Here is a 20,631-nt window from a genome sequence, read left to right on the forward strand (position 1 = left end):
CTTCCAGTACCGGCTCTGCGAACGCAGGGATTCGGTGCGTACTTCTTGCACCGGCGTCGCCTACTCTCCTATTTCCGACATTAACACCGTGGCGGTTAGAGGCGCGCGTCGGTTGCGGCGGCGAAGAGCGACCGCTCGGAGACGGCGCGGGACGAACATTGATTGACCAGCCGACTGTCGCTCCGAACGATGGTTCGAGGTGGCCCCGTCGTTCAGATCGGCGTGATCATCCTCTCCGTGGTAGGGCTGTGGATCGGTGCCCGACTCCTGGTCGATGCCGTCGTCCGACTGGCTCGGCGGTTCGGGCTCTCCGACCTGACCATCGGACTGACGGTCGTGGCGATGGGGACGTCCACGCCGGAGCTCACGGTGTCGATCGACGCCGCGCTCAAGGGACTGGGCGATATCGCGGTCGCGAACGTCCTCGGGTCGAACATCTACAACCTGGCCTTCATCCTGGGAGTGATCTCGCTGTTGAAGGTGATCCCGATCGCCGAATCGCTCGTTCGGCGCGACGGCCTCGCGCTGTTGGCGAGCACGCTCCTCGGCGGCATCGCCATCCTCGACCTTCGGCTCACGAGACTCGAAGGGCTCCTCCTGGCGGGGTCGTTCGTCGCGTATACCGCCTCGCTGCTCCGGGCGAGCCGGACGGAACCGGAGCCGAACACCGAGCGATCACCGACCGACGAGGCCGTCGTCCGCCCGGTGACCGAGCGAGCGGCCTTCCGCGGTCGAGACGCCGCGTTCCTCGTCGGGGGCCTGGCGTTGGTACTTGTGAGCGGCGACTACATGGTCGTGGCCGCCTCGGAGCTGGCCCGCGGTGTCGGCATCTCGGAGTGGGTCATCGGGGGGACGATCGTCGCGGCCGGGACCTCGACGCCGGAGTTCGCCGTCTCGCTGGTCGCCGTCCGGCGAGGGAGCCTCGGGGTCTCTGTCGGGAACGTCGTCGGGAGCAACATCTACAATATTACCGGGATCCTGGGGCTTGCAGCGGTCCTGCGTCCACTCGCGATGAGTGGCACCGCGATAGAGTCGCTGGCGTGGCTGGCCGGAATCTCCCTGCTGATGGTCGCTGCCCTGTGGACGGGACGCGTGCTCTCCCGGATAGAAGGGGGCGTGTTCGCCGTCTCGGAGCTGGTTCGCTGGGTTCTGGGTATTCTCGGAGTCGGCGGATAAGCCGTGTCGGCCCGGCTCAGAGAGCGAACTACGATTTCTACGCCGACGGAGCCACTCCCGATACGTCACACGATCCACGGCACTACCAGTAACGGAGAGGACATTCCGCGATCGGTTCGCAGAGGATTCTACGGGGGTTCGTGCTTTCCTCCGCAGAGAGAACCGCGTACCGACGACTACGAAAGCCGCGCCGCGATGTCGGCCTCGGTGATGATGCCGACCGTGTTGCCGCGCTCGGTCACGACGACCGCCTTGTTGTGGCCGAGGTCGGTGCTGAGTTCGTCGAGCGTCGCGTTCTTCGACTTGGTGGGGAAGCTCTCGCCCATGAACTCGGAGACCGGCCGGTCGCGGTCGGCCTCGCCGACGTTCATCAGGTCCTCGAAGCTGATGGAGCCGACCGGGACGCCGTCCTCGATGACGGGCAGTTGCGAGAACCCCTCCTCCTGCATGCGCGAGACCGCCGTGCTCACCGGGTCGTCGGGGCCGACGCTGACGACGTCCCTGTGCATCAGGTCGCCCGCGCGGACGATGTCGCCCTCGGACTCCTCCAGCGCGTCGACGATGTGGCGGAGCGTCGAGAGCCGCGGGTCGACGTCGCCCCCCTCGATGCGGGCGATGAGCGGCTGGGAGACGCCCGCGCGGTCGGCCAGCTCGCTCTGGGTCAGGCCGAGTTCGGTTCGGCGCTCCCGGAGGTCCTGGGGCGTCGGGAGTTCCATGTGGGGTGATAACTACGGGTTATAGATAAAGGTTCGGTCTACTCGTCGGTGCCGAGCTGGATCTCCTCGTCCTCCTCGTACTCGATGGTCTCGACGACCTCCAGCGGGACGTCCCGGAGCGCGCCGCCGACCTCGCTCTTGGCGATGCGCTGGGCGTGCTCCTCGCTGTCGGCGTTGAACACCTTCATCTCCAGCAGCAGCCCCACGAGCGCGGTGCCGGCCGCGATGAACGCCGAGTCGAACGGCTCGCCGCAGGCCGGGCAGGTCGTCGCGCCGACCTCGACCTCGACGTAGTCCATGCTCTGGTCGTTGAGTCGCTTGCCGGCCTCGCTGACCGCGACGCCGATGGCGTCGTCGATGTCCTCCACGTCGCGGACCAGCCACGCCGCCTCCATCGCAACGAGATAGTTGCTCATACCGGGGAGTCGTGCCCTGATGGTTCGTGTCTTTCGGTTTTCGAACGGGCGGGGCGCCGGGTCGCCACGGCCGCTCGGCCGGTGTGACGCCACCCGCGACACGACCGGCGAAGCGCTGTGGCTCCGGTCGACCGCGCGCCGACCGCGCACGTGAACCGCATTATCCTCATAAGTTATGCGTACGCCCGCCGTCGCCAAGCCCCCGCCTACGCCTGCGCGGCCCGGGATCTCGACGGCGTTGGACGTAACCCAACTGGAGTTGTATCGCAAGACGGCGGCGACCTCCTTCGGAATTATAAATCGTTATGAAATGTCGATTTCAGCAAGCTTTTTATAAGCGGTCGGCCGAGCCTCGCCTGAGGTACGAACTCCGATGGCCACACGGCTACACCGCGCCACACTGTTCGCCCTGTACCAGCTCAGCGTCGCGGCCAGCATCCTGCTGCTGCCGCTCGCAGTCCTCACCCGACAGGTCGGTCTGACGCTGCCCGCCCACCGGCTCGTCAAGCGGCTGGAGCGGGCCTACGAGATGACGTCGTAACGACGAACGCCTTCCTTCGTCCCCGGGACGTCTCCCGGGGTCGGTACCGTCGCGCGCTCGCCTGAAGAGTTGGTTTTATCAGTGCAGGCGAACTACGGACGGGTAATGCGTAACCCAATGCACGGTTCCGAATTCTCCCAGACAGCCGCCCGTCTCGAACCCGACCGCACGAACCCCTACGAGCCCGAACTCGGCTCCCTCCCGGACCGGACGGTCGACACCTCCGACGTCGAGGAGCTCAAGACCGGGACGACGACCATCGGCCTGACGACCGCCGACGGCGTCGTGATGGTCACCGACAAGCGGGCCAGCCTCGGCAACATGGTCTCCTCGAAGACCGCCCAGAAGGTAGAGGAGGTCCACCCGACCGGCGCGCTCACCATCGCGGGTTCGGTCTCGGCGGCCCAGTCGCTCATCCAGACGCTCGAGATCGAGACCAACCTCTACGAGACCCGTCGCGGCGAGGACATGAGCATGGAGGCGCTCTCGACGCTGACCAGCAACCTCCTGCGCTCGGGCGCGTTCCTCATCGTGGTGCCGGTGCTCGGCGGCGTCGACGAGGAGGGCGGCCACATCTACTCCTACGACGCGCTCGGCGGCGTGACCGAGGAGACCTACAGCGTCTCCGGGTCCGGGTCGCAGTTCGCGCTCGGCGTCCTCGAGCAGGACTACCACGAGGACATGGGCCAGGACGAGGCCCGCGAGGTCGCGGTCCGCGCGCTCAAGAGCGCGGTCGAGCGCGACACCGCCTCGGGCAACGGCATGTGGCTCGCCGAGATCGACGCCGAGGGCGTCGAGATCTCGGACTACGAGGACTACGACGAGGCGCTGTAGACGGCCGCAGTCGATCGAGACGCACCCCGCTTCTCGCAGATTCCTCGGGCGCTCCGCGCCCGCGTTTTCGACTCGCCAGCGACCGCTCGCGTTCGGGACCAGCCGCCGGACCGACCGCGTTCGGACGCGACAGCCCCGCGAACGTTGCTGTCGGCCCCGTCACCCCGCCGTCGATTCGGCGAACGCGACGACGGCCACCGCGTGAACCGGCGCGACGAGCGCGGTGCTCAGCAGCGCCCCGACGACCGGGACGCTCCCGAGCAGCCACGCCGCGAGCCCGACGAGGACGACCAGTCCGACCACCGTCGCCGTCTCGCCCCGGGAACGGCGGACGCTCTCGCGGACCGCGGTCCGGAGGTCGCGCCCGGCGACCACCAGCGCCGGCGCGGCGAACAGCCTGACCGCCACCGAGAGGTACGCCACCAGCGCGAGCAGCGCCAGCCAGCCGAGCCCGTCGAACAGCGCGAACAGGCCGAGCAGGAGGTGGGCGCCGACCGCGAATCCGAGATACCGGGCCAGCGAGCCGGGGGTGCGCTCGGCGTCGAGCGCCCGCGAGACGACGACCCAGCCCGCGACGGCCACCGCGAGGAACGCCGCGAGCTCCGTCCCGACCGTCCGCGCGAGGTACGGGAGTTCGAGGTCCACCAGCGCGGCGGGTCGGGTGCCCGTCCCGCGGACCCCCGCGGGATAGAACTGGTAGGCGATACGGACGGTCACGTCCCCGATCTGCGGGGCTGTCGTCGTCGGAACCGGATCGCGGAGCCTGAGCCGGTCCACCGCCGAGAGCATGAGTCCCGCGACGGCGAACGGGAACACGAGCGCCGGGTCGGCGCCGATGCGGTCGACCGACTCCCGGAGGACGCCGGCCACCGACGTGCCCGGAAGCCGGTCGCGGTCGACGTTCTCGGCGGGCGCGTCCGCGCTCATCGCTCGCCCTCCGCCAGCGCGAGAACCCGTCCGTGCGACACGGCGTACACCACCCCGTCGCCGACCGCGGGCGTCGAGAGCGGCAGCTTCGAGTCGTACCGCCAGCGGACCGTCCCGTCGCTCGCGTCGACCGCGACGAGGTCGCTGTAGGCACGGGCGTAGACGACCCCGTCGGCGACCACTGGTGTCGCGTCACCGGAGATCGGGGCCGACCAGCGCTCGTCGCCGGTTTCGAGGTCGAGCGCGTGGAGGGTCCCGTCCTCGCGGTCCGACTGGACGTACACCGTCCCCTCGGCGACCGCGGCGGCGCCCTCGGTCGCGTTCCCGTCGTGGTCGAACCGCCACCGGACGCTCCCGTCTTCGGCGTCGAGGGCGCTGATGCCGGTCCGCTGGGGGACCACGACGCCGCCCGGGGTCGCGGTCGGCGGGAGCACCATCTGGTCGACGAGGTCGGTCTGCCAGAGCTGACCGCCGTCTCCGGCGTCGTAGGCGGTCGCCCGGTGGGGCCAGTTGACCGCGTACAGCCGGCCGTCCCGGACCGCCGGCCGGTGGAGCTCGTCGCCCGGCGAGGCGCGCCAGCGCTCCCGGCCGCTGCTTGCGTCGAGCGCGACGACGTGCTCGGTGCGGGGGATCGCCGCGTACACCGTCCCGTCGACCGCCACCGGCGGGGTGGCGGTCGGCGCTCCGAACACGCTGACGTCGGGTTCGCCGCCCGGACCGTGCCACCGCTCGACGCCGAACTGTCGACCGAGGAGACTGAGACCCCCACCCGCGTTCAGGCCGGAGACGCCCGCCGGCGCGGTGACCGCCAGCGTGTCGGTCGCGTACGCCTCGGCCGCGGCCCTGGCCGGACTCGACCGGTACGACCCCTCGTGGGCGAACCGGGTCTCGCCCGTGGCGGCGTCGAGCGCGAGCAGGACCTGCCCGGTCGCGGAGAGCGTCCCGTCCAGCAGGATCGGCGACCCGGTGCCGCCCGAGAAGCCGTCCGGCTCCCGGACCCATCTCTCGCGGACGGCGTCCTTCGGACCGGACGCCCGCGGGTTGTAACCGGTGCCGGCCGCGTCGTACCGCGCCATCGGCCAGTCGGGGCCGGCGGCGCCGGCGTCGTCGGCGTCCGGGGGCTGTGCGCCCGCAGCGGCGCCGAGGCGCGAGGCGCCCGACGCGACGACGCCGGACCCGAGACCGACGAGTCCGCAGCCCAGGCCGCGGAGGGCGGACCGCCTGGCGGAGTCGGAGACCATACCGTCGAGTGGTAGCTGGCCGACAAGAAACTCCCGCTTCGTCCGGGGGTCGGTGTCCCCGGACCGGACTCACTCCTCGCGCTCGAGCTCGGTGTCGCCGCGGCCGACCCAGTCGGCGAACGTCCCGTCGATGAGCGTCTCGGCCTGGCGTTCGACGTACTCGGCCTGCATCCCGTGGACCGCGTCGGCGAACGACTCGCCGTCGTCGAGGCGCTCGCGGACCCGCTCGCGCTTCCAGCTCGCGGGCGTCAGCCGGTGGCGGGCGCGCTGGCGGAGCGGGTAGAGGTACTTGGCGGCCTGCTCGTCGCTGAGCCCGCGGGACTGGAGGCCGTCCTTCGCGTGGGCGAACAGGTCCTCGTACACCGCCTCGTAGTCGGTTGTCTCCTCGCCGGCGTTGGTGATCCAGTAGAGGTCGGCGTCGAGCCCCTCGCGCATCGCGTCGTAGAAGTTGTCCCTGGCGATGACCCAGTCGAGGTGCCGGACCGGGTGCTCGCGCCGGAACATCGACTCGACGAGGCCGGCGAACGCGGCCTGGAACGCGATGGAGTCTCTGACCGTGGGCTGGGCCGCGATCGGCCGGAACTCGATGCGGGCGTTGGCGTCCGACCTGGTGGCCCCGCCGAACACCGGCCGGACCCACCGCCAGAAAGTGCCGTGCTTCAGCCGGAAGTGGGCGAACTCGTCGTCGAACCGGTCGCTGGTCTCGACCGGCATCGGGACGATGGTGCGGTCCTCGGCGATCCGCTCGACCGCCTCCTCGACGCTCCCGAGGTCGCGGGGGAACCGCACCTTGTCGGGGTCGTCGGCGTCGCGGTTGAGCACCGTCTCGAAGACGCTGATGCGGTGCTCGTCCCAGCCGTCGGCCAGGATGGCCTCGGGGTCGGCGCCGTCCTCGTAGAGGTCCGGCGGGAAGAACGGGGAGTTGACCCCGAGCGCCAGCAGCGGGCCGGCGACGCGGACGGCGTACTGGAAGTAGGTCGGCAGGTCCCTGGCGTGGGGCACCTGGTAGTGGGGCTGGATGGAGGTGATGAGGCTCTCGGGCATCACCGTGTCGGCCTCCAGATCGACGTGCGGGGCCTCGAGCCTCATCCCGGCGCTCGCCGGCGAGTTGGCCATCGCGTGGTACCGCACCGAGTCGCTCATGTTCGACGCGATCCGGACTCCGCGGTCCTCGACGCTGTCGGTGAGGTACTCCCGGGCCGACTCGCCCTCCGGCGGGATGGTCCACATCGCGTCGCTGACCAGCCGCATCCCCTCGGCGGCGGTCCGGTCCTCCGCGGCCGAGAGCCGGGCCTTGACCTCGGCCTCCTGGGCCGCGAGCCCGTGGGGGTTCAGCGGCTGCGGGCTGGTCGACATCTCGGCGTTGTGCAGCCCCAGTTCCTTCTCGAAGCCGATGAGCTCGAGCAGCCGCCGGGGAACCCGCCGGAGCGCGGTCGTCTCGGCGTCGACCGCGTAGAACTCGTACTCGAAGCCGATGATGGCCTGCGGGTTGTCGAAGGTTCCGTCGTCGACCTCCTCGACGATGACCTCGGCGTCGGCTTCCACCTGCGACTGGAACTCGTCGGGGTCGACCGACAGCACGTCGTCGACCTGCGCGGCGAGGTCCGACTCGGGCATACGGGGAACGACACACGGGAATCCCTTGAATCCACGGGCTCGACGACCGTCAGGTCGCGTCGTCGGGACTGCCGGAATCCGGGGACGCGACGCCGGTCGAGACGGCCCGCGCGAGTCGGAACAGCGCGAGGTCGAGGGCTGCGCCGCCGAGCGCAAGCCCCATCGCGAGCACGTGGAGCAGGCGGACCGCCAGCACCTACACGTCCTCCCGGCGGTCACGGTAGTCGGCGTCGCCGCGCTCGTCGGAATCGGCGGCAGAGTCGAAGTCCTCGCCGGGGTCCGCGTCGGCGCTCCGGCGGTCCTCGGCGACCGGGCCCCGACCTCCGGCACCGGGACCGCGAGGGTCGCCTGCGCCGGCCCCGCGCTCGCCGGCGAGGTCCGCGACGAACTCGGTGGTGGCGAACGTCAGCGCCAGCGCGACCGGCGCGGTGACCGCGGCGCCGACCGCGACGCCGACGACGCCGAGGTTCACGACGAACGCCGAGACGAACACGGAGACGGCGACGACCGCGAGCAGGTAGCCGCCGGCGTAGGAGAGGTACGGGCCGCCACCGACCGCCCAGTCGTAGCTCCGGGCCAGCGCCTCGCCCACCGAGTCCTCGGCGACCACCAGCAGGTACGGCGTCGCGTAGAAGAGGTACGACAGCAGCAGGAAGAGCGGGACGGCGAGGAGGACGAGGAGGGGCGCGGTCGCGGCGAGCGCGACCGCTCCGACCCCGACGACGCGGACGAGCGCGACGAAGACCAGCACGGGGACGAAGTGCTGCCGGGCGTTCGCGGCGAAGTCGTACCGGCCGGTCTCGACCGCCTCCCAGGCGCTCCCGAGCAGGCCGGCGACCAGCCCGGCGCGGACCAGCACCGCGACGGGAAGCAGCCAGAGCGTCGGCGAGACGTGCACGCCGGCCGGCTGGCTCGGCAGGCTCACGAACGACCAGAGGTCGGGCAGCGCCGCCGGGAACCTGAACGCGATGCCGAAGTTCAGGTCCTCGGCCGCCAGCACCCGACGGACGTCGTCGGGCGCGAGCAGGCTCGACAGCAGCGGGACGAGCGCCAGCGGGAGGTTGTCGGTCGCCCGCTCCCAGGCGACCTGGAGCCGGGTGCCGAACGACCGGGAGTTCCGCGGGGTCTCGGGCGCGTCGGTTGGGGAGGGCATCGCCCGTGACTGGCTCACGCCGGCGCGAAAAGTGTTGTCCTCCGGAGAACTCTGGCGGGGACGTCTCTGTGCTCTCCCGGATTGAGGTTCGTCGGCGCGTGCTGGCGGACCCTCGTGGTCCGTCAGGCGCGCGAGGGACGCGTGAACGAGGAGGCTGGGGAGGCGTGAGGCTGTCGCGGTGCGGTGCTGTGCGGTTGCGGTGACAGAGGTGACGGCTGTAGCTAGCTGCTCGCCGGGTCTAACCGTGCTCGGGTCTTCGGTGATCTTCCTGTTCTCAACTCCCCGAACCCCTTGACGGTCACAGATTCGCGTGAATCCCGCGTGCCGGACCTGTCACTCCAACCCGAACCGTTTAATTCGGGGTGTCGACTACCTTCGCCCGATGGAGTTCGGGGAGTTCGCCGACGCGGCCGCCGAGATCGAGGAGCTGAGCGCCGACACCGACATCGTCGAGCGAGTGACGACGCTCCTCGAGAACGCCAACGACGACCTCCCCGTGCTGGCCCGGTTCGTCCAGGGCCGGGTGTTCCCGGCGTGGTCCTCCCGGACGCTCGACATCGGGCCGAGCTACTGCTACGAGGCCATCGCGCGGGCCGCCGGGACCAACGTCTCGGCCGACGACGTGGAGGCCCGCCTGGCCGACGTGGGCGACATCGGCGAGGTGGCCGCGAGCTACGACTTCGGCGGCCAGCAGGGGCTCGGCGCGTTCACCGGCGGCGGAGGCGGAGACGGCGGAGCAGGCGGCGGGAACGACCTCACCGTCGCCGAGGTCGCCGACGAGCTCGACGCGCTGGCGGCCGCCGAGGGCTCGGGCAGCCAGGACAAGAAGATCGACATCCTGTTCGCCCTGTTCAACCGCGCGAGCGGGGAGGAGGCCCGGTACCTCGCCCGCCTGGTCCTCTCGGAGATGCGCATCGGCGTCGGCGAGGGCACCGTCAGGGACGCCACCGCGAAGGCGTTCGACGTGCCGGTCGAGTCGGTCGAGCGCGCGCTCCAGGTGTCGAACGACTACGGCGAGGTCGCCCGGGTCGCCCGCGACGAGGGCGAGGCTGGCCTGGACGCGATGGACCTCGAACTCGGCCGGCCGGTCCAGGCGATGCTCGCCCAGGCCGGCACCGTGAGCGACGCGCTCGACGACTGGGACCGGGTCGCCGTCGAGTGGAAGTACGACGGCGCTCGGGTCCAGATCCACCACGACCCCGACGGCCTCGCCTGGGCCGGCGGCGAGGCGACCGCGGGGACGGGCGGACAGTCGGCGGCCGCCGACACCGCCGGCGACGACAGCGACGCCCGCGAGGTCGCCGTCTTCTCGCGCAACATGGAGGACGTGACCGACGCGCTCCCCGAGGTCGTCGAGCACGTCGAGACCCACCTCGACGCGCCCGCGATCCTCGACGGCGAGGTGGTCGCCACCGAGGACGGCGAGCCCCTGCCGTTCCAGGAGGTGCTGCGGCGGTTCCGCCGGAAGCACGACGTCGAGGCCGCCCGCGAGGAGGTCGCCCTCGACCTGTTCGCGTTCGACTGCCTCCACGCCGAGGGCGACGACCTGCTCCAGTCGCCCCTGACCGAGCGCCACGAGCGGCTGGAATCGGTGCTCGAAGACGGCGTCTCGTCGCTCTGGGTCACCGGCGACGCCGAGGAGATCGCCGAGATCGAGGCCGAGGCGCTCGAAGCCGGCCACGAGGGCATCATGCTCAAGGACCCCGAGTCGACCTACTCGCCCGGCCGCCGGGGCAAGCACTGGCTCAAGCGCAAGCCCGACGTCGAGACCCTCGACCTGGTGGTCACCGGCGCCGAGTGGGGCGAGGGCCGGCGGGCGAGCTTCCTCGGGACGTTCCTGCTGTCGGCCCGCGTCGACGACGAGGGGTCGGACGCCGACGAGTTCGAGACGCTCGGCAAGGTCGCGACCGGCATCACCGACGAGGAGCTCGCGGAGCTGACCGAACTGCTCGAACCCCACGTCCGGGCCCAGGACGGCCAGGAGGTCGACATCGCGCCGTCGGTCGTCTTCGAGGTGGGCTACGAGGAGATCCAGCGGTCGCCGACCTACTCGTCGGGCTACGCGCTGCGGTTCCCCCGGTTCCTCGGCGTCCGGGAGGACAAGGACCCCGAGGACGCCGACTCGCTGGCCCGCGTCGAGCGCCTGGCGGAGCAGCAGTAAGCTGTTCGTCCGGCCGAGTCGCGGGGACCGGCGCCGGCAGAGGGTTCTTCACCCGCCGGATCCACGGTCGCCGTGGAGGTCACGAGACCGTGGACGGACGCCCCGACCCCGCCGATGGAGGCCCGGAAGCCCCGGGCGGAGTCGGCCGGGCCCCGGACGACGGCCCCGGCCCGGCGACGAGCTTCCGGACGCGGCGCGGCCGGTGCGTGCTGACCGACGGGGAGCTCCGCGTCGAGTCGGGGCCGGTCGGTCACGGCCGGCGCTACTGGGAGGGCAACCGCCCGCTGCTCGCGGCCTACCTCGCGCTCTACGCCGCGCTGGCGGTCGGCGCCGGCCGGGTGCTCGCCCGGGGCGACTGGGACGCGCTCGCGTTCGGAGCGGTCGCGGTCGCGGCGGTGCTGATCGCCGGGCGGAGGTTCAAGGACCGCCGGGGCATCACCCGAGAGAACAGAATCCCGCTGTACGACGTCGAGGCGGTCGAGGCCTACCCGGGCGAGCGCCGGTTCTCGCCGCCGCGGCTCGTCGTCCGCTACCGGCGGGGCGGCACCGTCAAGCGCCGGTACGTCCTCATGCCCTCGCGGGCGCTCTCCTACGCCGACCGGGAGTTCGAGGCCGCGACGCGGCTCCTCCGGGAGCGCGGCGTGCCGGTCGAGACCGTCGACGACGGGGCGAGCGTCCCGGAATGGTAGCGCGGGGTGCGCTCGGTGCGCCCGGTCACCACGCGTAGATGGCCGCCCAGTAGCCGGCGTACACCGCGAGCAGGACCGCGCCCTCGGCGCGACCCACCGACCCGCGGAGCAGGAACGCGAGCACCAGCGCCAGCGCCGCGAGGAAGAACGGCCAGTGGACCGCGAACACCGCCCCGGAGAGGGACACCGGGTGGACCAGCGCGACGACGCCCGCGTTGGCCGTGACGAAGAACAGCATGCTCCCGACGACGTTGCCGATGCCGACCGCGGGCCGGCCCTCGCGGACCGGCTCGACCGTAAGCAGTATCTCCTCCAAGCTCGCGATGAAGCTCATCACGGTCGCGCCGAACGCGAGTCCCCGGAGGTCGAAGGCGTCGAGCACGTCCCGGGCGCCCATCACCGCCAGCTCCGACCCCGCGGTCATGCCGACCACCGCGAGCAGCACGAGGCCCAGCTCGACCAGGTCGCGGTCGTCCTCGTCGTCGCCGGCCGGCTCCGCGGCCTCCGCCTGGATCTCGTCGGCGTCCTCGGCCTCCAGGTACCGGGTCGACCGGTCGGCCTCCCACCGGTAGACCGCCCAGAGCAGCGGCGCGAAGCCGACCAGCAGGACGAGCCCGTCGACCCGCGAGAGCCGCCCGTCGAGCGAGAGCGCGCCGAGCAGTACGGGCGAGACCGCGGTCAGCGCGAGGTACTCCCGAGGCGTCGCCTCCTCGAAGGGGACCAGCACGCCCGCGAGGCCGACCGCCGCGCCGAGGATGAACAGCGCCTCGCCGAAGACGGTGCCCAGCGCCACGTCGGGCAGGTCGCCCGCGGCGGCCGCGATGCCGAGCACCGCGTTCTCCAGGTCGATGCCCGCGAGCAGCACGGTCAGCAGGAAGGTCGAGACCCCGATGCCGGTCGCCGCCTCGGCGACGTGCTCGACGAACTCCTCGACGCTCCAGACCACCAGCCCGATGCCGACCAGGAACACCACCACCGGAATCAGCGGCGAGGCGACCATGTCCCGCTGGAATTCGACGGCGACGGTGATAAGACCGGTGGTCGTCGGGGCCGGGCTCGCGACCGTTCGTCCGACGACGCCCGGAGCGCCGTGCGCGGTCACCGCCGGGTTCGCTCCCCGGTCCCTGTTGGCCCGGTCCCGGCCGCGGCCGAGGCCAGTGGACCTTTAGGTGCGGGGTTCGTCTCGACACCAGTGAATTCTGACGAAGTCCGTCGACGGTGGGCCGACCGGTCGGGCGCCTACTCGCCGCGCTACTACGCCTACTACGGCCCGGACGAGACCAGCGACCTGCTCGCGGAGCTGCTCGACTCGTACGTCGGGCCGGACGCGACCGTGCTGGAGCTGGGCTGCAGTTCGGGGCGACACCTCGCGCACCTCCGCGACCGCGGCTACGAGGACCTCCACGGCGTCGAGATCAACGCCGAGGCCTTCGACGTGATGGCCGACGCCTACCCCGAGCTCGCGGCGACCGGGACCTTCCACCACGCCGCCATCGAGGAGGTCGTCGGGGAGTTCGAGGACGGCCGGTTCGACGCGGTGTTCTCGGTCGAGACGCTCCAGCACGTCCACCCCGACTCCGCGGCGGTGTTCGGCGAGCTCGCCCGCATCACCGACGACCTGCTGGTAACCGTCGAGAACGAGGACCGGGACGGGGAGCCGACCGGCTCGCCCGCGCCGGCCGACCGAGACGATTCGGCGGACCAGGCCGACTCGCCCGATTCGACCGACTCGCCCGATACGACCGACTCCCCCGACCCGACCGGTTCGCCGCCCGACGGCGACCCGGACACGGAGGGTGGACACCCCGCCGACGGGGACGAGGACCGCGACGAACCCGCGGCCCGCCGGGGCGTCAACTACGTCCACGGCGAGTTCCCGCTGTACTACCGGAACTGGAACCGCATCTTCACCGAGCGGGGGTTCGCGGAGGTCGAGCGCCGGGCGACCGAGCGCGACACGGTCCGGGCGTTCCGCCGCGAGGACTGACCGACCCGCGCTTCCGCGGTCGAACGTCCCCGCCTCGCGCCCCACCACCCGCCCCCGCGCCGCTCCGGACCACCTCGCGCCCGAAGCCGAACCGTTTAGGACAGGGGGTGGTCTACCCCGGAGTATGACCATCCGACACGACGGGCTCCGCGTCGAGTGGCTCGGCTACGCCGGGCTCCGGCTCGAATCGCCTGACGGCACCGTGGTCTACGTCGACCCCGGCCGGTACGGCACCCTCACCGGCGAGTGGCGTCCCGACTCGCCCGGCGTCGGCCACCCCGAGGCGCGGGACTACCGGCCCGAGGACGGCGACCTGGTGCTGGTGACCCACGACCACCACTACGACTCCGACGGCGTCCGGCGCGTGGCCGGGGAGGCGGCCACGCTGGTGGTCTACGAGGCGGTGTACCCGCCGGAGATCGACCGCGACGTCGAGGACTTAGACGACCTCCCGTACGAGGTCGTCCGGGTCGGCGAGGACGACGACCGGCTGTTCGGCGACGCGATCGTCCGCTCGATTCCGGCCTACAACGAACCCGACGGCCCCCACACCGACGCGACCGGCGACCCGTACCACCCCGAGGGGTCCGGCGTCGGCTACCACCTCACGCTCCCGGGCCGGAACGCCGGGGACGTGACGGTGTTCTGGCCCGGCGACTCCGACGCGCTCGAGGGCCACGCCGAACTCGACGTCTCGCTGTTCTGCCCGCCCATCGGCGGGTCGTTCACGATGGACCGCCGGGAGGCCGCCGACCTGGCCGCGGCGATGGACCCCGACCTCGTGCTGCCGATCCACTACAACACCTTCGAGGCGCTGGAGGCCGATTCGGGCGCGTTCGCCGCCGACGTCGCCGGTCGCGGCGTGCCGGTCGTGCTGGACGAGTAGGTTCTGCCCGGCCGCGCTCCTCCGACGCGAACCTTTATGTGTCACCTGCAGTGAAGGTGAGTGCATGGACTGGCACGCCCTGGCCGCTCCGCTCCTCCGGTACACCCTCCTCGGTGCGGTGCTGACCGTCGGCGCGGCGTACCTCGCCTTCAGTTCCGGACTCACCCTGCTCCTGCTGGCGGGCGCGGGCGTCCTCCTGGTCGTGCTCGGGGCCGGCGAGGCCGGCGCGGCCCCTGCCGCGGGCGTCGAGGCGGCCGAGGACGCCGACGTGGGAACCACGGCCGAGGGGATGCAGCTCGTGCCCGGGTCGGGGTCGAACTACTCGCTCCGGGCGAAGCTGCTGTTCTACGGGCTCGGCCTGGTCGTCTGGCCGCTGGCCGGACTCGCGGTGCTGCTGGGGTGACCGAGCCGCCGGCCGGGCACGACGCGCGGGACAGGTAGCTTTTTCATCACGTCGGCCGGAACCGTCACCCATGGACGTCGAACCGCCCGACGACTGGCCCTACGCCGACGAGCCCTCCGTCTGCGCGGCCTGCGGAAGCGACGACGACCGGTCGGTCGTGGTCGACTCGCTGGGCCTGGTCTGGGGCGCGGCGATGCGCGGCGGGCCCGCGCCGTCCGAAGTCGGCGACCGGACCGGCACCCTCGCGTTCCGGTGCTGCCGGGACTGCTGGGAGGACGGCGTCGACGCCCTGGAGGACGCCCGAACGCTCGTGGCGCACGAGGGCCGCGGCGAACCGGGCCGACCGTTCGCGCTTGACGACGAGAAGGTCGCGGCGGCCGCGCGGCTCGACGCCGAGCGCGCGGCGGTCCGGGACCTCCGCCCGCTGGAGTTCCGGAGCGACCCCGAGCGCGAGCACGTCCGCTCCCAGGACGAGGCGGTCGAGTCGCTGCTCGACGCGTGGTTCGCCGACGGGTGAGGTCGGACGCGATCTGGCGGTAGCCGGTTCCCGGACTGCCCGGGAAGCGCGCGTCTGCCGGGGAATCCGGCCGACGGCGAGGCCTCGACCCGCGGGGTCTCCCGCTCGGCACAACCTACTTGGCCTCCGCGACGTAGGTTCCAGTATGGGTCCTCGCACAGCTCCGAACTTCTGTCCGCAGTGCGGGTCGTCGCTGTCGCCCGACGACGCGTTCTGCTCGCAATGCGGCGCGGCCGTCGGTGACGCGACGGCGACCGGCGCCGCGAGAGGGGGTGCCACCGCCGGGGCGACCGGGCGGTCCGACGGAGAAGCTGACTCCGCCGCGGGAGCGACCGACCGGACCGCCGGGACGACCGGGCCGTCCCACCGTACCGGCTCGGTCGGCGGTCCGTCCGCCGGCCGGAGCCGCTCGGCGTTCCAGCGCCGCATCGAGGAGATGGCCGTCGAGGGCTGGGAGCTCGAGCGCGACTACGGCGACCGGGTCGTGATGGTCGACCGCGGGTTCGGGTCGTTCGGCGTCCACGCGGTGCTGCTGTTCCTCACGTGGGGGTTCGGCAACGCCGTCTACGCCTGGTACAACTACTCGCCGGGCGCCGACCGCGTCGAGCTGCGCGACGACGGTACCGCCCGGTACGTGTCGGACGAGCGGCGCTTCGACGTGAACTGGGACCCTGGTCGCGACGCGGGCGCCGACGACGCGTACTACCGGGCGACGGCCACCGGTGACAGCCGGTCCGACGACTCGCTCACGGCGAACCCCGGCGTCCTCGTGGCCAGCGTCGTCTTCGGGCTCATGGGAATCGGGCTCATGGGCGACGCGGAGGGGATCGCGGGCTTCCTCGTCGGCCTCGCGCTGCTCGCGGGGGCGCTGCTCGTGCTGCCGCCGGTCCGGAAGCGTCTGGCGGACCGGAAGTCGGTCACCACGTTCGGCCGGGTCCGCACGACCGACGAGGCGGTCGTCGACGCGCCCGACGTGCCGTGCACGGCCTGCTCCCGCCCGGTCGGGACCGGCGTCAGGCGGACGTTCTCGGAGAAGCTGTTCGTGGCGGGCGTGCCCGTCGCGGTCGACGAGCAGGGGGAGAACTGCTACTGCCGGTCGTGCGCGCAGGGCGACCCCTTCACCGACGACTTCGCGTTCGAGGAGTCCCGCGGCGGCAGTGCGACCGACGAAGTCGAGCGAGAGCTGTAAGGGCGCCGGCCCCTCTACTAGGGGCGAGCCTCGAACCGGCGGCGAGCCAGGAGGTAGAAGTCGAATCCGGTCGCGATCTACTGGTTCTCGACCATCACCTCGGTCGCCTTGACGACCGCGTCGACCTCCGCGCCCTCCTCCAGTCCCAGGCGCTCGGCGGAGTTGCTGGTGATGACCGCCGTGACCGTCTGGCCGTCCGCGACCTCGATCGCGACCTCAGCCATCAGGCCCTCCTTCTCGACCGATTCGACCGTCCCCGCGAGCCGGTTGCGCGCGCTGAGTGCCATCGGGCGGGGTACGACGAACCGGCAGAAAAGAGTCGCGGCCGCGTTTGCAGTACGCCCATCCCGTCGGGGCGCTCGGGCGGCATCGACCCGAACACCGTCTCGATGCGCGCCTAGAGGACGCCCATCTCGTCGAGGCGCTCGGGGAGGTACGTCTCGGTCACGAAGTCCAGGCCGTGGGAGGCCAGCGACTGCTGCTCGGACTTCTTCTCGATGTCGAGCTGGATCTCGATCTGCTCCTCCCAGTAGTCGGTCTGGAAGCGGGGGTCCTCCAGCTCCGATTCGAGCGCGTTGACGTCGGAGTCGCTCAGGGGGTCGGTCGGCAGGTCGTACTCCACGATGTCCTCGGGCTGGATGCCGATGAACCGGGCCTCCGGGGTCGCGAGGTACTCGCTGAGGTGGGCCGACTTGATCGACCCGTACGACACCGACCCGAAGATGCGGTACGACCACGGGTCGCCGTCGGTGAACACCGTGACCGGCAGACCGAGCTCGTCGTGGAGCCGCTTGGTGATCCGCCGGGTCGCCCGGGCGGGCTGGCCCTTGAGGTGGACGATGAGGGCGTTGTACTCCTCGTCGAACCCGTTCTCGACCAGCCGGTCGCGCATGCCGCCGGTCTCCACCGCGAGGATGAAGTCGGCGTCGTTGTCGAGGAACTCGATGGTGTCGGGGTTGTTGGGGATCTGGTAGCCGCCCTCGCCGACGTCCTCCTGGCAGTGGATGTCCCGCTCGCCGCGACGGGTCTGCTCCCGGAGGTGCAGCGGCCCCATGATGGTCGCGCCCGACTCCTCGGGGCGCATGTGGAAGTCCTCGCGGGTGACCTCCGAGACGATCTCTAAGTCCTCGACCAGCTGGTTCGACTCGTCCTGCGAGGAGAACTGGGCCTCCTCGGCGTCCCAGCTCTCGCTGAGGTAGTAGAGCTCACGCAGGGTCGACGACCGGTCCTGGTCGAGCTGCTCGGACAGGAAGTCGATAGTGTATATCGCCTTCAGCAGTTTACGGGCGCCCCGGACGCTGTTGGCGCTCCGGGTGCTCTCTCGGTCGCCGTACACCCACACGTTCTCGTCCTCGTCGAAGACGATGTTGCTCTTGGTCCGCGTGGGGACGGACATGCTGGGGATCTCGCCCCGCTCGAACTGGTCGTAGAACTCCGATGCGAGGTCGACGAGCTTCTCCTGGGCTTCCGCTTCGTTGTCTGCGCTCATTGGTTGATGGTGAGTTTGGGGTCCTCGATTCCTTCGACGCTGACGTCGAACTCTGCCTCGTCGTCGACTTCGTACTCGAGCGTCGCCTCGTCGCCGCTGTCGACGGTCGGCGACCACTTGACGAACCACTCGCCGTCCATGTCCACCGCGGTCGCGCCGTCCGAGAGGTTGCGCGGCTCGGCGGTGACGATATCGGTGATCTCCGGCGACTCGTTCGTCCCGGAGTTGTTCTCGACCGTGAGCCGGACCGTGCCGTTCTCCACTTCGCGCTCGACGAGGACGTTGTTCATGATGCGGGCCAGCGCGTCCTCGTAGGTGGGCGTCTCCTGACCGGTCACGTCCGAGAGCTTCTCGGCCATCTCCGGCAGGATGGCGGCGATGACGTTCTGCTTCTTCTTGCGCTTCTGGAGCGACTTGCGCTTGTTGAGGTACGACTTCAGCTCGCGGGCCGCCTCCCGGATGGCCAGCTCGATCTCGTCCTCGATAGCGGGGACGTTTGCCACCGCGTCCTTGCTCTCGCTGGTGAACGGGACGTTCGTGGAGGCGACGTGGACCATGATGACCGCCGGCCCGTTCGGGATGCCCGAGCCGCCGGGCTGGTCGAGGTTGTAGTTGCGCCAGCCGATGGACTTCACGACGTCGGTGGTCGCGCAGGCCCCGCGCTGGTACACCAACGGGACCCGGTTGGCGAACCGGAGCACCTCGGCCTGACCGTCGGCCTCGAGCTCGCCGCCGTAGGCGATGCCGGCCTCCACGATGAAGGGGTCGCCGCCGTGGACGTCGGCGTCCCGGGTCGAGGCCGCGTAGAAGTCGGCGTCGTACTCCTTCCGGAGCCCGGCCTCGACGAGCTCGTCGGTGATGGGCGACAGGCAGTTGGTCGGCGGCGCGATGATGTCGGTCTCGGTCATCGCCGCCAGCAGGTCGCTGGCCATGTCGCGGTCGTCGACGAACTCCCGGACCTTCGGGACGGCGTCCGGGACCGTGACCATCGTGTTCCAGACCTCCATCACGACGTTCTCGCGGGCGGTGTCGCCGACGGTCGCGTCGTCGTACTCCTCTGTCTGGTCGGCCGCCCGGTCGACGTACTCGCGGAGCTCGTCGTGGGTCGCCCGGTCGCGCTCGCGGCCCTTCTCGAACCGCTTCGCCAGCCGCTCGGCCAGGCCGTGGACGGTCTCGTCGTCCTTCCGGGTGCTGGTCGCCCTGTCGACCAGCCGGTAGAGGTCGCTGGTCCGGTCGTCGGTGAGCTCGGCCCACGCGGCCGCGACGGCCTTCTCCTGGACCGTGTCGCCGAACGTCGCGCCGCGGTCCGCGCCGACCTCGTCGGCCGTCTCGGCCACGATCTCGACGAGCTCGTGGTGGGCGACCCGGTCGCGGGCGACGACCGCCTCGGCCACCGCGTCGCCGAACGCCGCGGTCGCGTCCTTGCCCTTGTTCGAGACCGCGTCCGCCACCGCACGGGCCAGGTCGGACTTCTCGTGGCTCTGGGGCGGGCGCCACGACGCCTCCCGGCCGAAGTGGAGATCACGGAAGTTGTCGAGGATGGAGTCGGCGGTCTTGCGACCCACGCGGGTGAACTCCTCCTGGACGAACCCCGAGACGCTGTGGGAGTCGGTGCTCGCCAGCATCTTCAGCACCGTCCCGAGCTCCACCCCGTGGGGGTGCGGGCGGATCTCCTCGGTCTCGGCCGGGAGCTCGGCGCCCTCGGCCCGCCGGAACTGCTGGGGCTCGTCCATGCCGGGTTCGCGGTACTCGATGCGGGCGTGGGGGTTGACGACCGCGGTGTGCTTGACGTACCGCTGGAGCTGCTGGCGGGCCCGCATGTTGGCCTCCATCTCGAGTTCGATGCGGGTCCCGTGGGTGTCGTTGACGTGCTTGCCCGCGGGCGGGGTGTCCGACTCGTCCTTTATCTCGGGCTCGTTCTCGTCGGTGTCGATGATGAGCTCGAAGTACTGCTCGGACCCCCCTTCGGTCTTGCTCGTGATCTTGGCGGGCTTGCCGGAGGTGAGCTGCGAGTAGAGGACCGCCGCCGAGATGCCGATACCCTGCTGACCACGGGACTGCTCGCGGGCGTGGAACCGCGACCCGTACAGCAGCTTCCCGAACACCTTGGGGACCTGTTCCTTGGTGATGCCGGGCCCGTTGTCCTCGACGACGAGCGTGTAGTAGTCGCCCGTGTCGTCGATCTCGATGTAGATGTCGGGCTTGATGCCGGCCTCCTCGGTCGCGTCCAGCGCGTTGTCCACCGCCTCCTTCACTGCGGTAACCAGTGCCCGGGCCCCGCTGTCGAACCCGAGCATGTGCTTGTTCTTCTCGAAGAACTCGGCGATGGAGATCTGGCGCTGGCTCTCGGCCAGTTCCTCGGCGATCCCCTCCTCCTCGCCGAGCGTCGACTGGATAGATGGCATTCTGTGGTTCCCCGTAGCCGCGTGGATGTTAAAGGCTTCTCGGTGCCAGAGCGGAAGTAAAAACCGTTAACAAACCGCCTTTGGATATACGAAATTATCCCGGTTCGGCCGCACAGGTAACACGTCTACTCCGCCGCGAGGCGGCCTTTGACGGCCGGAGATGGCGTTTGAAGGGCGAGAACAGTAATCCCACAAACGGACGCGGTACTGCAGACCCCGCCGCGAGCGATGCCGGCCGCTAGCAGTTGGCTCACGCGACCGGTCCGGCCCATCGACGCCGAGGG

General features: G+C 70.9%; 21 protein-coding genes. 10 read left to right on the plus strand and 11 right to left on the minus strand.

Annotation, left to right across the window (positions count from 1 at the left end; genetic code table 11):
* The first annotated feature begins 189 nt into the window (after positions 1-189).
* A complete protein-coding gene (locus tag ACQUQF_RS11845; RefSeq protein WP_435179020.1) occupies positions 190-1,176 on the plus strand; it encodes a calcium/sodium antiporter in 987 nt (328 codons plus the stop codon).
* 176 nt (positions 1,177-1,352) lie between these two features.
* On the opposite strand, the gene ACQUQF_RS11850 is transcribed toward ACQUQF_RS11845, so the two are convergent.
* Both ACQUQF_RS11850 and ACQUQF_RS11855 read right to left on the minus strand, forming a co-directional pair.
* Complete coding sequence (locus tag ACQUQF_RS11850) at positions 1,353-1,892, minus strand: CBS domain-containing protein (RefSeq protein ID WP_435179022.1); 540 nt, start codon at positions 1,890-1,892, stop codon at positions 1,353-1,355.
* Positions 1,893-1,930: 38 nt separating this feature from the next.
* Positions 1,931-2,308, minus strand: coding sequence for a DUF555 domain-containing protein (locus tag ACQUQF_RS11855; RefSeq protein WP_435179024.1), 378 nt, complete (start codon positions 2,306-2,308; stop codon positions 1,931-1,933).
* A gap of 373 nt (positions 2,309-2,681) precedes the next feature.
* Between ACQUQF_RS11855 and ACQUQF_RS11860 the strand changes: the two genes are divergently transcribed.
* Complete coding sequence (locus tag ACQUQF_RS11860) at positions 2,682-2,849, plus strand: hypothetical protein (protein ID WP_435179026.1); 168 nt, start codon at positions 2,682-2,684, stop codon at positions 2,847-2,849.
* Positions 2,850-2,966: 117 nt separating this feature from the next.
* Positions 2,967-3,683 carry an archaeal proteasome endopeptidase complex subunit beta gene (gene psmB / locus ACQUQF_RS11865; protein WP_435179028.1) on the plus strand — a complete coding sequence of 239 codons (717 nt, stop codon included), beginning with the start codon at positions 2,967-2,969 and terminating at the stop codon, positions 3,681-3,683.
* A gap of 159 nt (positions 3,684-3,842) precedes the next feature.
* On the opposite strand, the gene ACQUQF_RS11870 is transcribed toward psmB, so the two are convergent.
* The 5 genes from ACQUQF_RS11870 to ACQUQF_RS11890 form a co-directional block, all read right to left on the minus strand.
* Positions 3,843-4,610, minus strand: coding sequence for a hypothetical protein (locus ACQUQF_RS11870; protein ID WP_435179030.1), 768 nt, complete (start codon positions 4,608-4,610; stop codon positions 3,843-3,845).
* On the minus strand, positions 4,607-5,851 hold the full coding sequence (locus tag ACQUQF_RS11875; RefSeq protein ID WP_435179032.1) for a PQQ-binding-like beta-propeller repeat protein: 1,245 nt from the start codon (positions 5,849-5,851) through the stop codon (positions 4,607-4,609). The genes ACQUQF_RS11870 and ACQUQF_RS11875 overlap by 4 nt, the downstream gene beginning before the upstream one ends.
* A 69-nt stretch (positions 5,852-5,920) precedes the next feature.
* Complete coding sequence (locus tag ACQUQF_RS11880; protein ID WP_435179034.1) at positions 5,921-7,468, minus strand: hypothetical protein; 1,548 nt, start codon at positions 7,466-7,468, stop codon at positions 5,921-5,923.
* 49 nt (positions 7,469-7,517) lie between these two features.
* Positions 7,518-7,664 carry a hypothetical protein gene (locus ACQUQF_RS11885; protein ID WP_435179036.1) on the minus strand — a complete coding sequence of 49 codons (147 nt, stop codon included), beginning with the start codon at positions 7,662-7,664 and terminating at the stop codon, positions 7,518-7,520.
* Complete coding sequence (locus tag ACQUQF_RS11890; protein ID WP_435179038.1) at positions 7,665-8,621, minus strand: hypothetical protein; 957 nt, start codon at positions 8,619-8,621, stop codon at positions 7,665-7,667.
* Between the two features lie 382 nt (positions 8,622-9,003).
* Between ACQUQF_RS11890 and ligA the strand changes: the two genes are divergently transcribed.
* Both ligA and ACQUQF_RS11900 read left to right on the plus strand, forming a co-directional pair.
* Positions 9,004-10,782, plus strand: a complete 1,779-nt coding sequence (gene ligA, locus ACQUQF_RS11895; protein WP_435179039.1) for an ATP-dependent DNA ligase LigA — start codon at positions 9,004-9,006, stop codon at positions 10,780-10,782.
* An 89-nt stretch (positions 10,783-10,871) separates the two neighbouring features.
* Positions 10,872-11,471 carry a hypothetical protein gene (locus tag ACQUQF_RS11900; protein WP_435179041.1) on the plus strand — a complete coding sequence of 200 codons (600 nt, stop codon included), beginning with the start codon at positions 10,872-10,874 and terminating at the stop codon, positions 11,469-11,471.
* Between the two features lie 25 nt (positions 11,472-11,496).
* On the opposite strand, the gene ACQUQF_RS11905 is transcribed toward ACQUQF_RS11900, so the two are convergent.
* Positions 11,497-12,573 (minus strand): sodium:calcium antiporter, encoded by a 1,077-nt coding sequence (locus tag ACQUQF_RS11905; RefSeq protein WP_435179043.1) that lies wholly within the window; start codon positions 12,571-12,573, stop codon positions 11,497-11,499.
* A 90-nt stretch (positions 12,574-12,663) separates the two neighbouring features.
* On the opposite strand from ACQUQF_RS11905, the gene ACQUQF_RS11910 reads away from it, so the two are divergent.
* The 5 genes from ACQUQF_RS11910 (at position 12,664) to ACQUQF_RS11930 (ending at position 16,453) form a co-directional block, all read left to right on the plus strand.
* A complete protein-coding gene (locus ACQUQF_RS11910; protein ID WP_435179045.1) occupies positions 12,664-13,458 on the plus strand; it encodes a methyltransferase domain-containing protein in 795 nt (264 codons plus the stop codon).
* Between the two features lie 124 nt (positions 13,459-13,582).
* Positions 13,583-14,344, plus strand: coding sequence for an MBL fold metallo-hydrolase (locus ACQUQF_RS11915; protein WP_435179047.1), 762 nt, complete (start codon positions 13,583-13,585; stop codon positions 14,342-14,344).
* Between the two features lie 64 nt (positions 14,345-14,408).
* Complete coding sequence (locus ACQUQF_RS11920; protein WP_435179049.1) at positions 14,409-14,747, plus strand: hypothetical protein; 339 nt, start codon at positions 14,409-14,411, stop codon at positions 14,745-14,747.
* 70 nt (positions 14,748-14,817) lie between these two features.
* Entirely contained in the window at positions 14,818-15,264 is a 447-nt protein-coding gene (locus ACQUQF_RS11925) for a hypothetical protein (protein ID WP_435179052.1), read from the plus strand.
* Positions 15,265-15,409: 145 nt separating this feature from the next.
* The gene (locus tag ACQUQF_RS11930) at positions 15,410-16,453 is read left to right on the plus strand and encodes a zinc ribbon domain-containing protein (protein WP_435179054.1); all 1,044 of its coding nucleotides are present in this window, start codon (positions 15,410-15,412) and stop codon (positions 16,451-16,453) included.
* A gap of 77 nt (positions 16,454-16,530) precedes the next feature.
* Here the strand turns inward: ACQUQF_RS11930 and ACQUQF_RS11935 are convergent, their stop codons facing one another.
* The 3 genes from ACQUQF_RS11935 to ACQUQF_RS11945 all read right to left on the minus strand — a co-directional run bounded on the left by ACQUQF_RS11935 (position 16,531) and on the right by ACQUQF_RS11945 (position 20,347).
* Positions 16,531-16,740, minus strand: coding sequence for a TOBE domain-containing protein (locus ACQUQF_RS11935; protein ID WP_435179056.1), 210 nt, complete (start codon positions 16,738-16,740; stop codon positions 16,531-16,533).
* A 110-nt stretch (positions 16,741-16,850) separates the two neighbouring features.
* A complete protein-coding gene (locus tag ACQUQF_RS11940) occupies positions 16,851-17,942 on the minus strand; it encodes a DNA topoisomerase IV subunit A (protein WP_435179058.1) in 1,092 nt (363 codons plus the stop codon).
* On the minus strand, positions 17,939-20,347 hold the full coding sequence (locus ACQUQF_RS11945) for a DNA topoisomerase VI subunit B (protein WP_435179060.1): 2,409 nt from the start codon (positions 20,345-20,347) through the stop codon (positions 17,939-17,941). The genes ACQUQF_RS11940 and ACQUQF_RS11945 overlap by 4 nt, the downstream gene beginning before the upstream one ends.
* Between the last annotated feature and the right edge of the window lie 284 nt (positions 20,348-20,631).

It is taken from the genome of Halorussus sp. AFM4 (assembly GCF_051194995.1).
Taxonomy (GTDB): domain Archaea; phylum Halobacteriota; class Halobacteria; order Halobacteriales; family Haladaptataceae; genus Halorussus.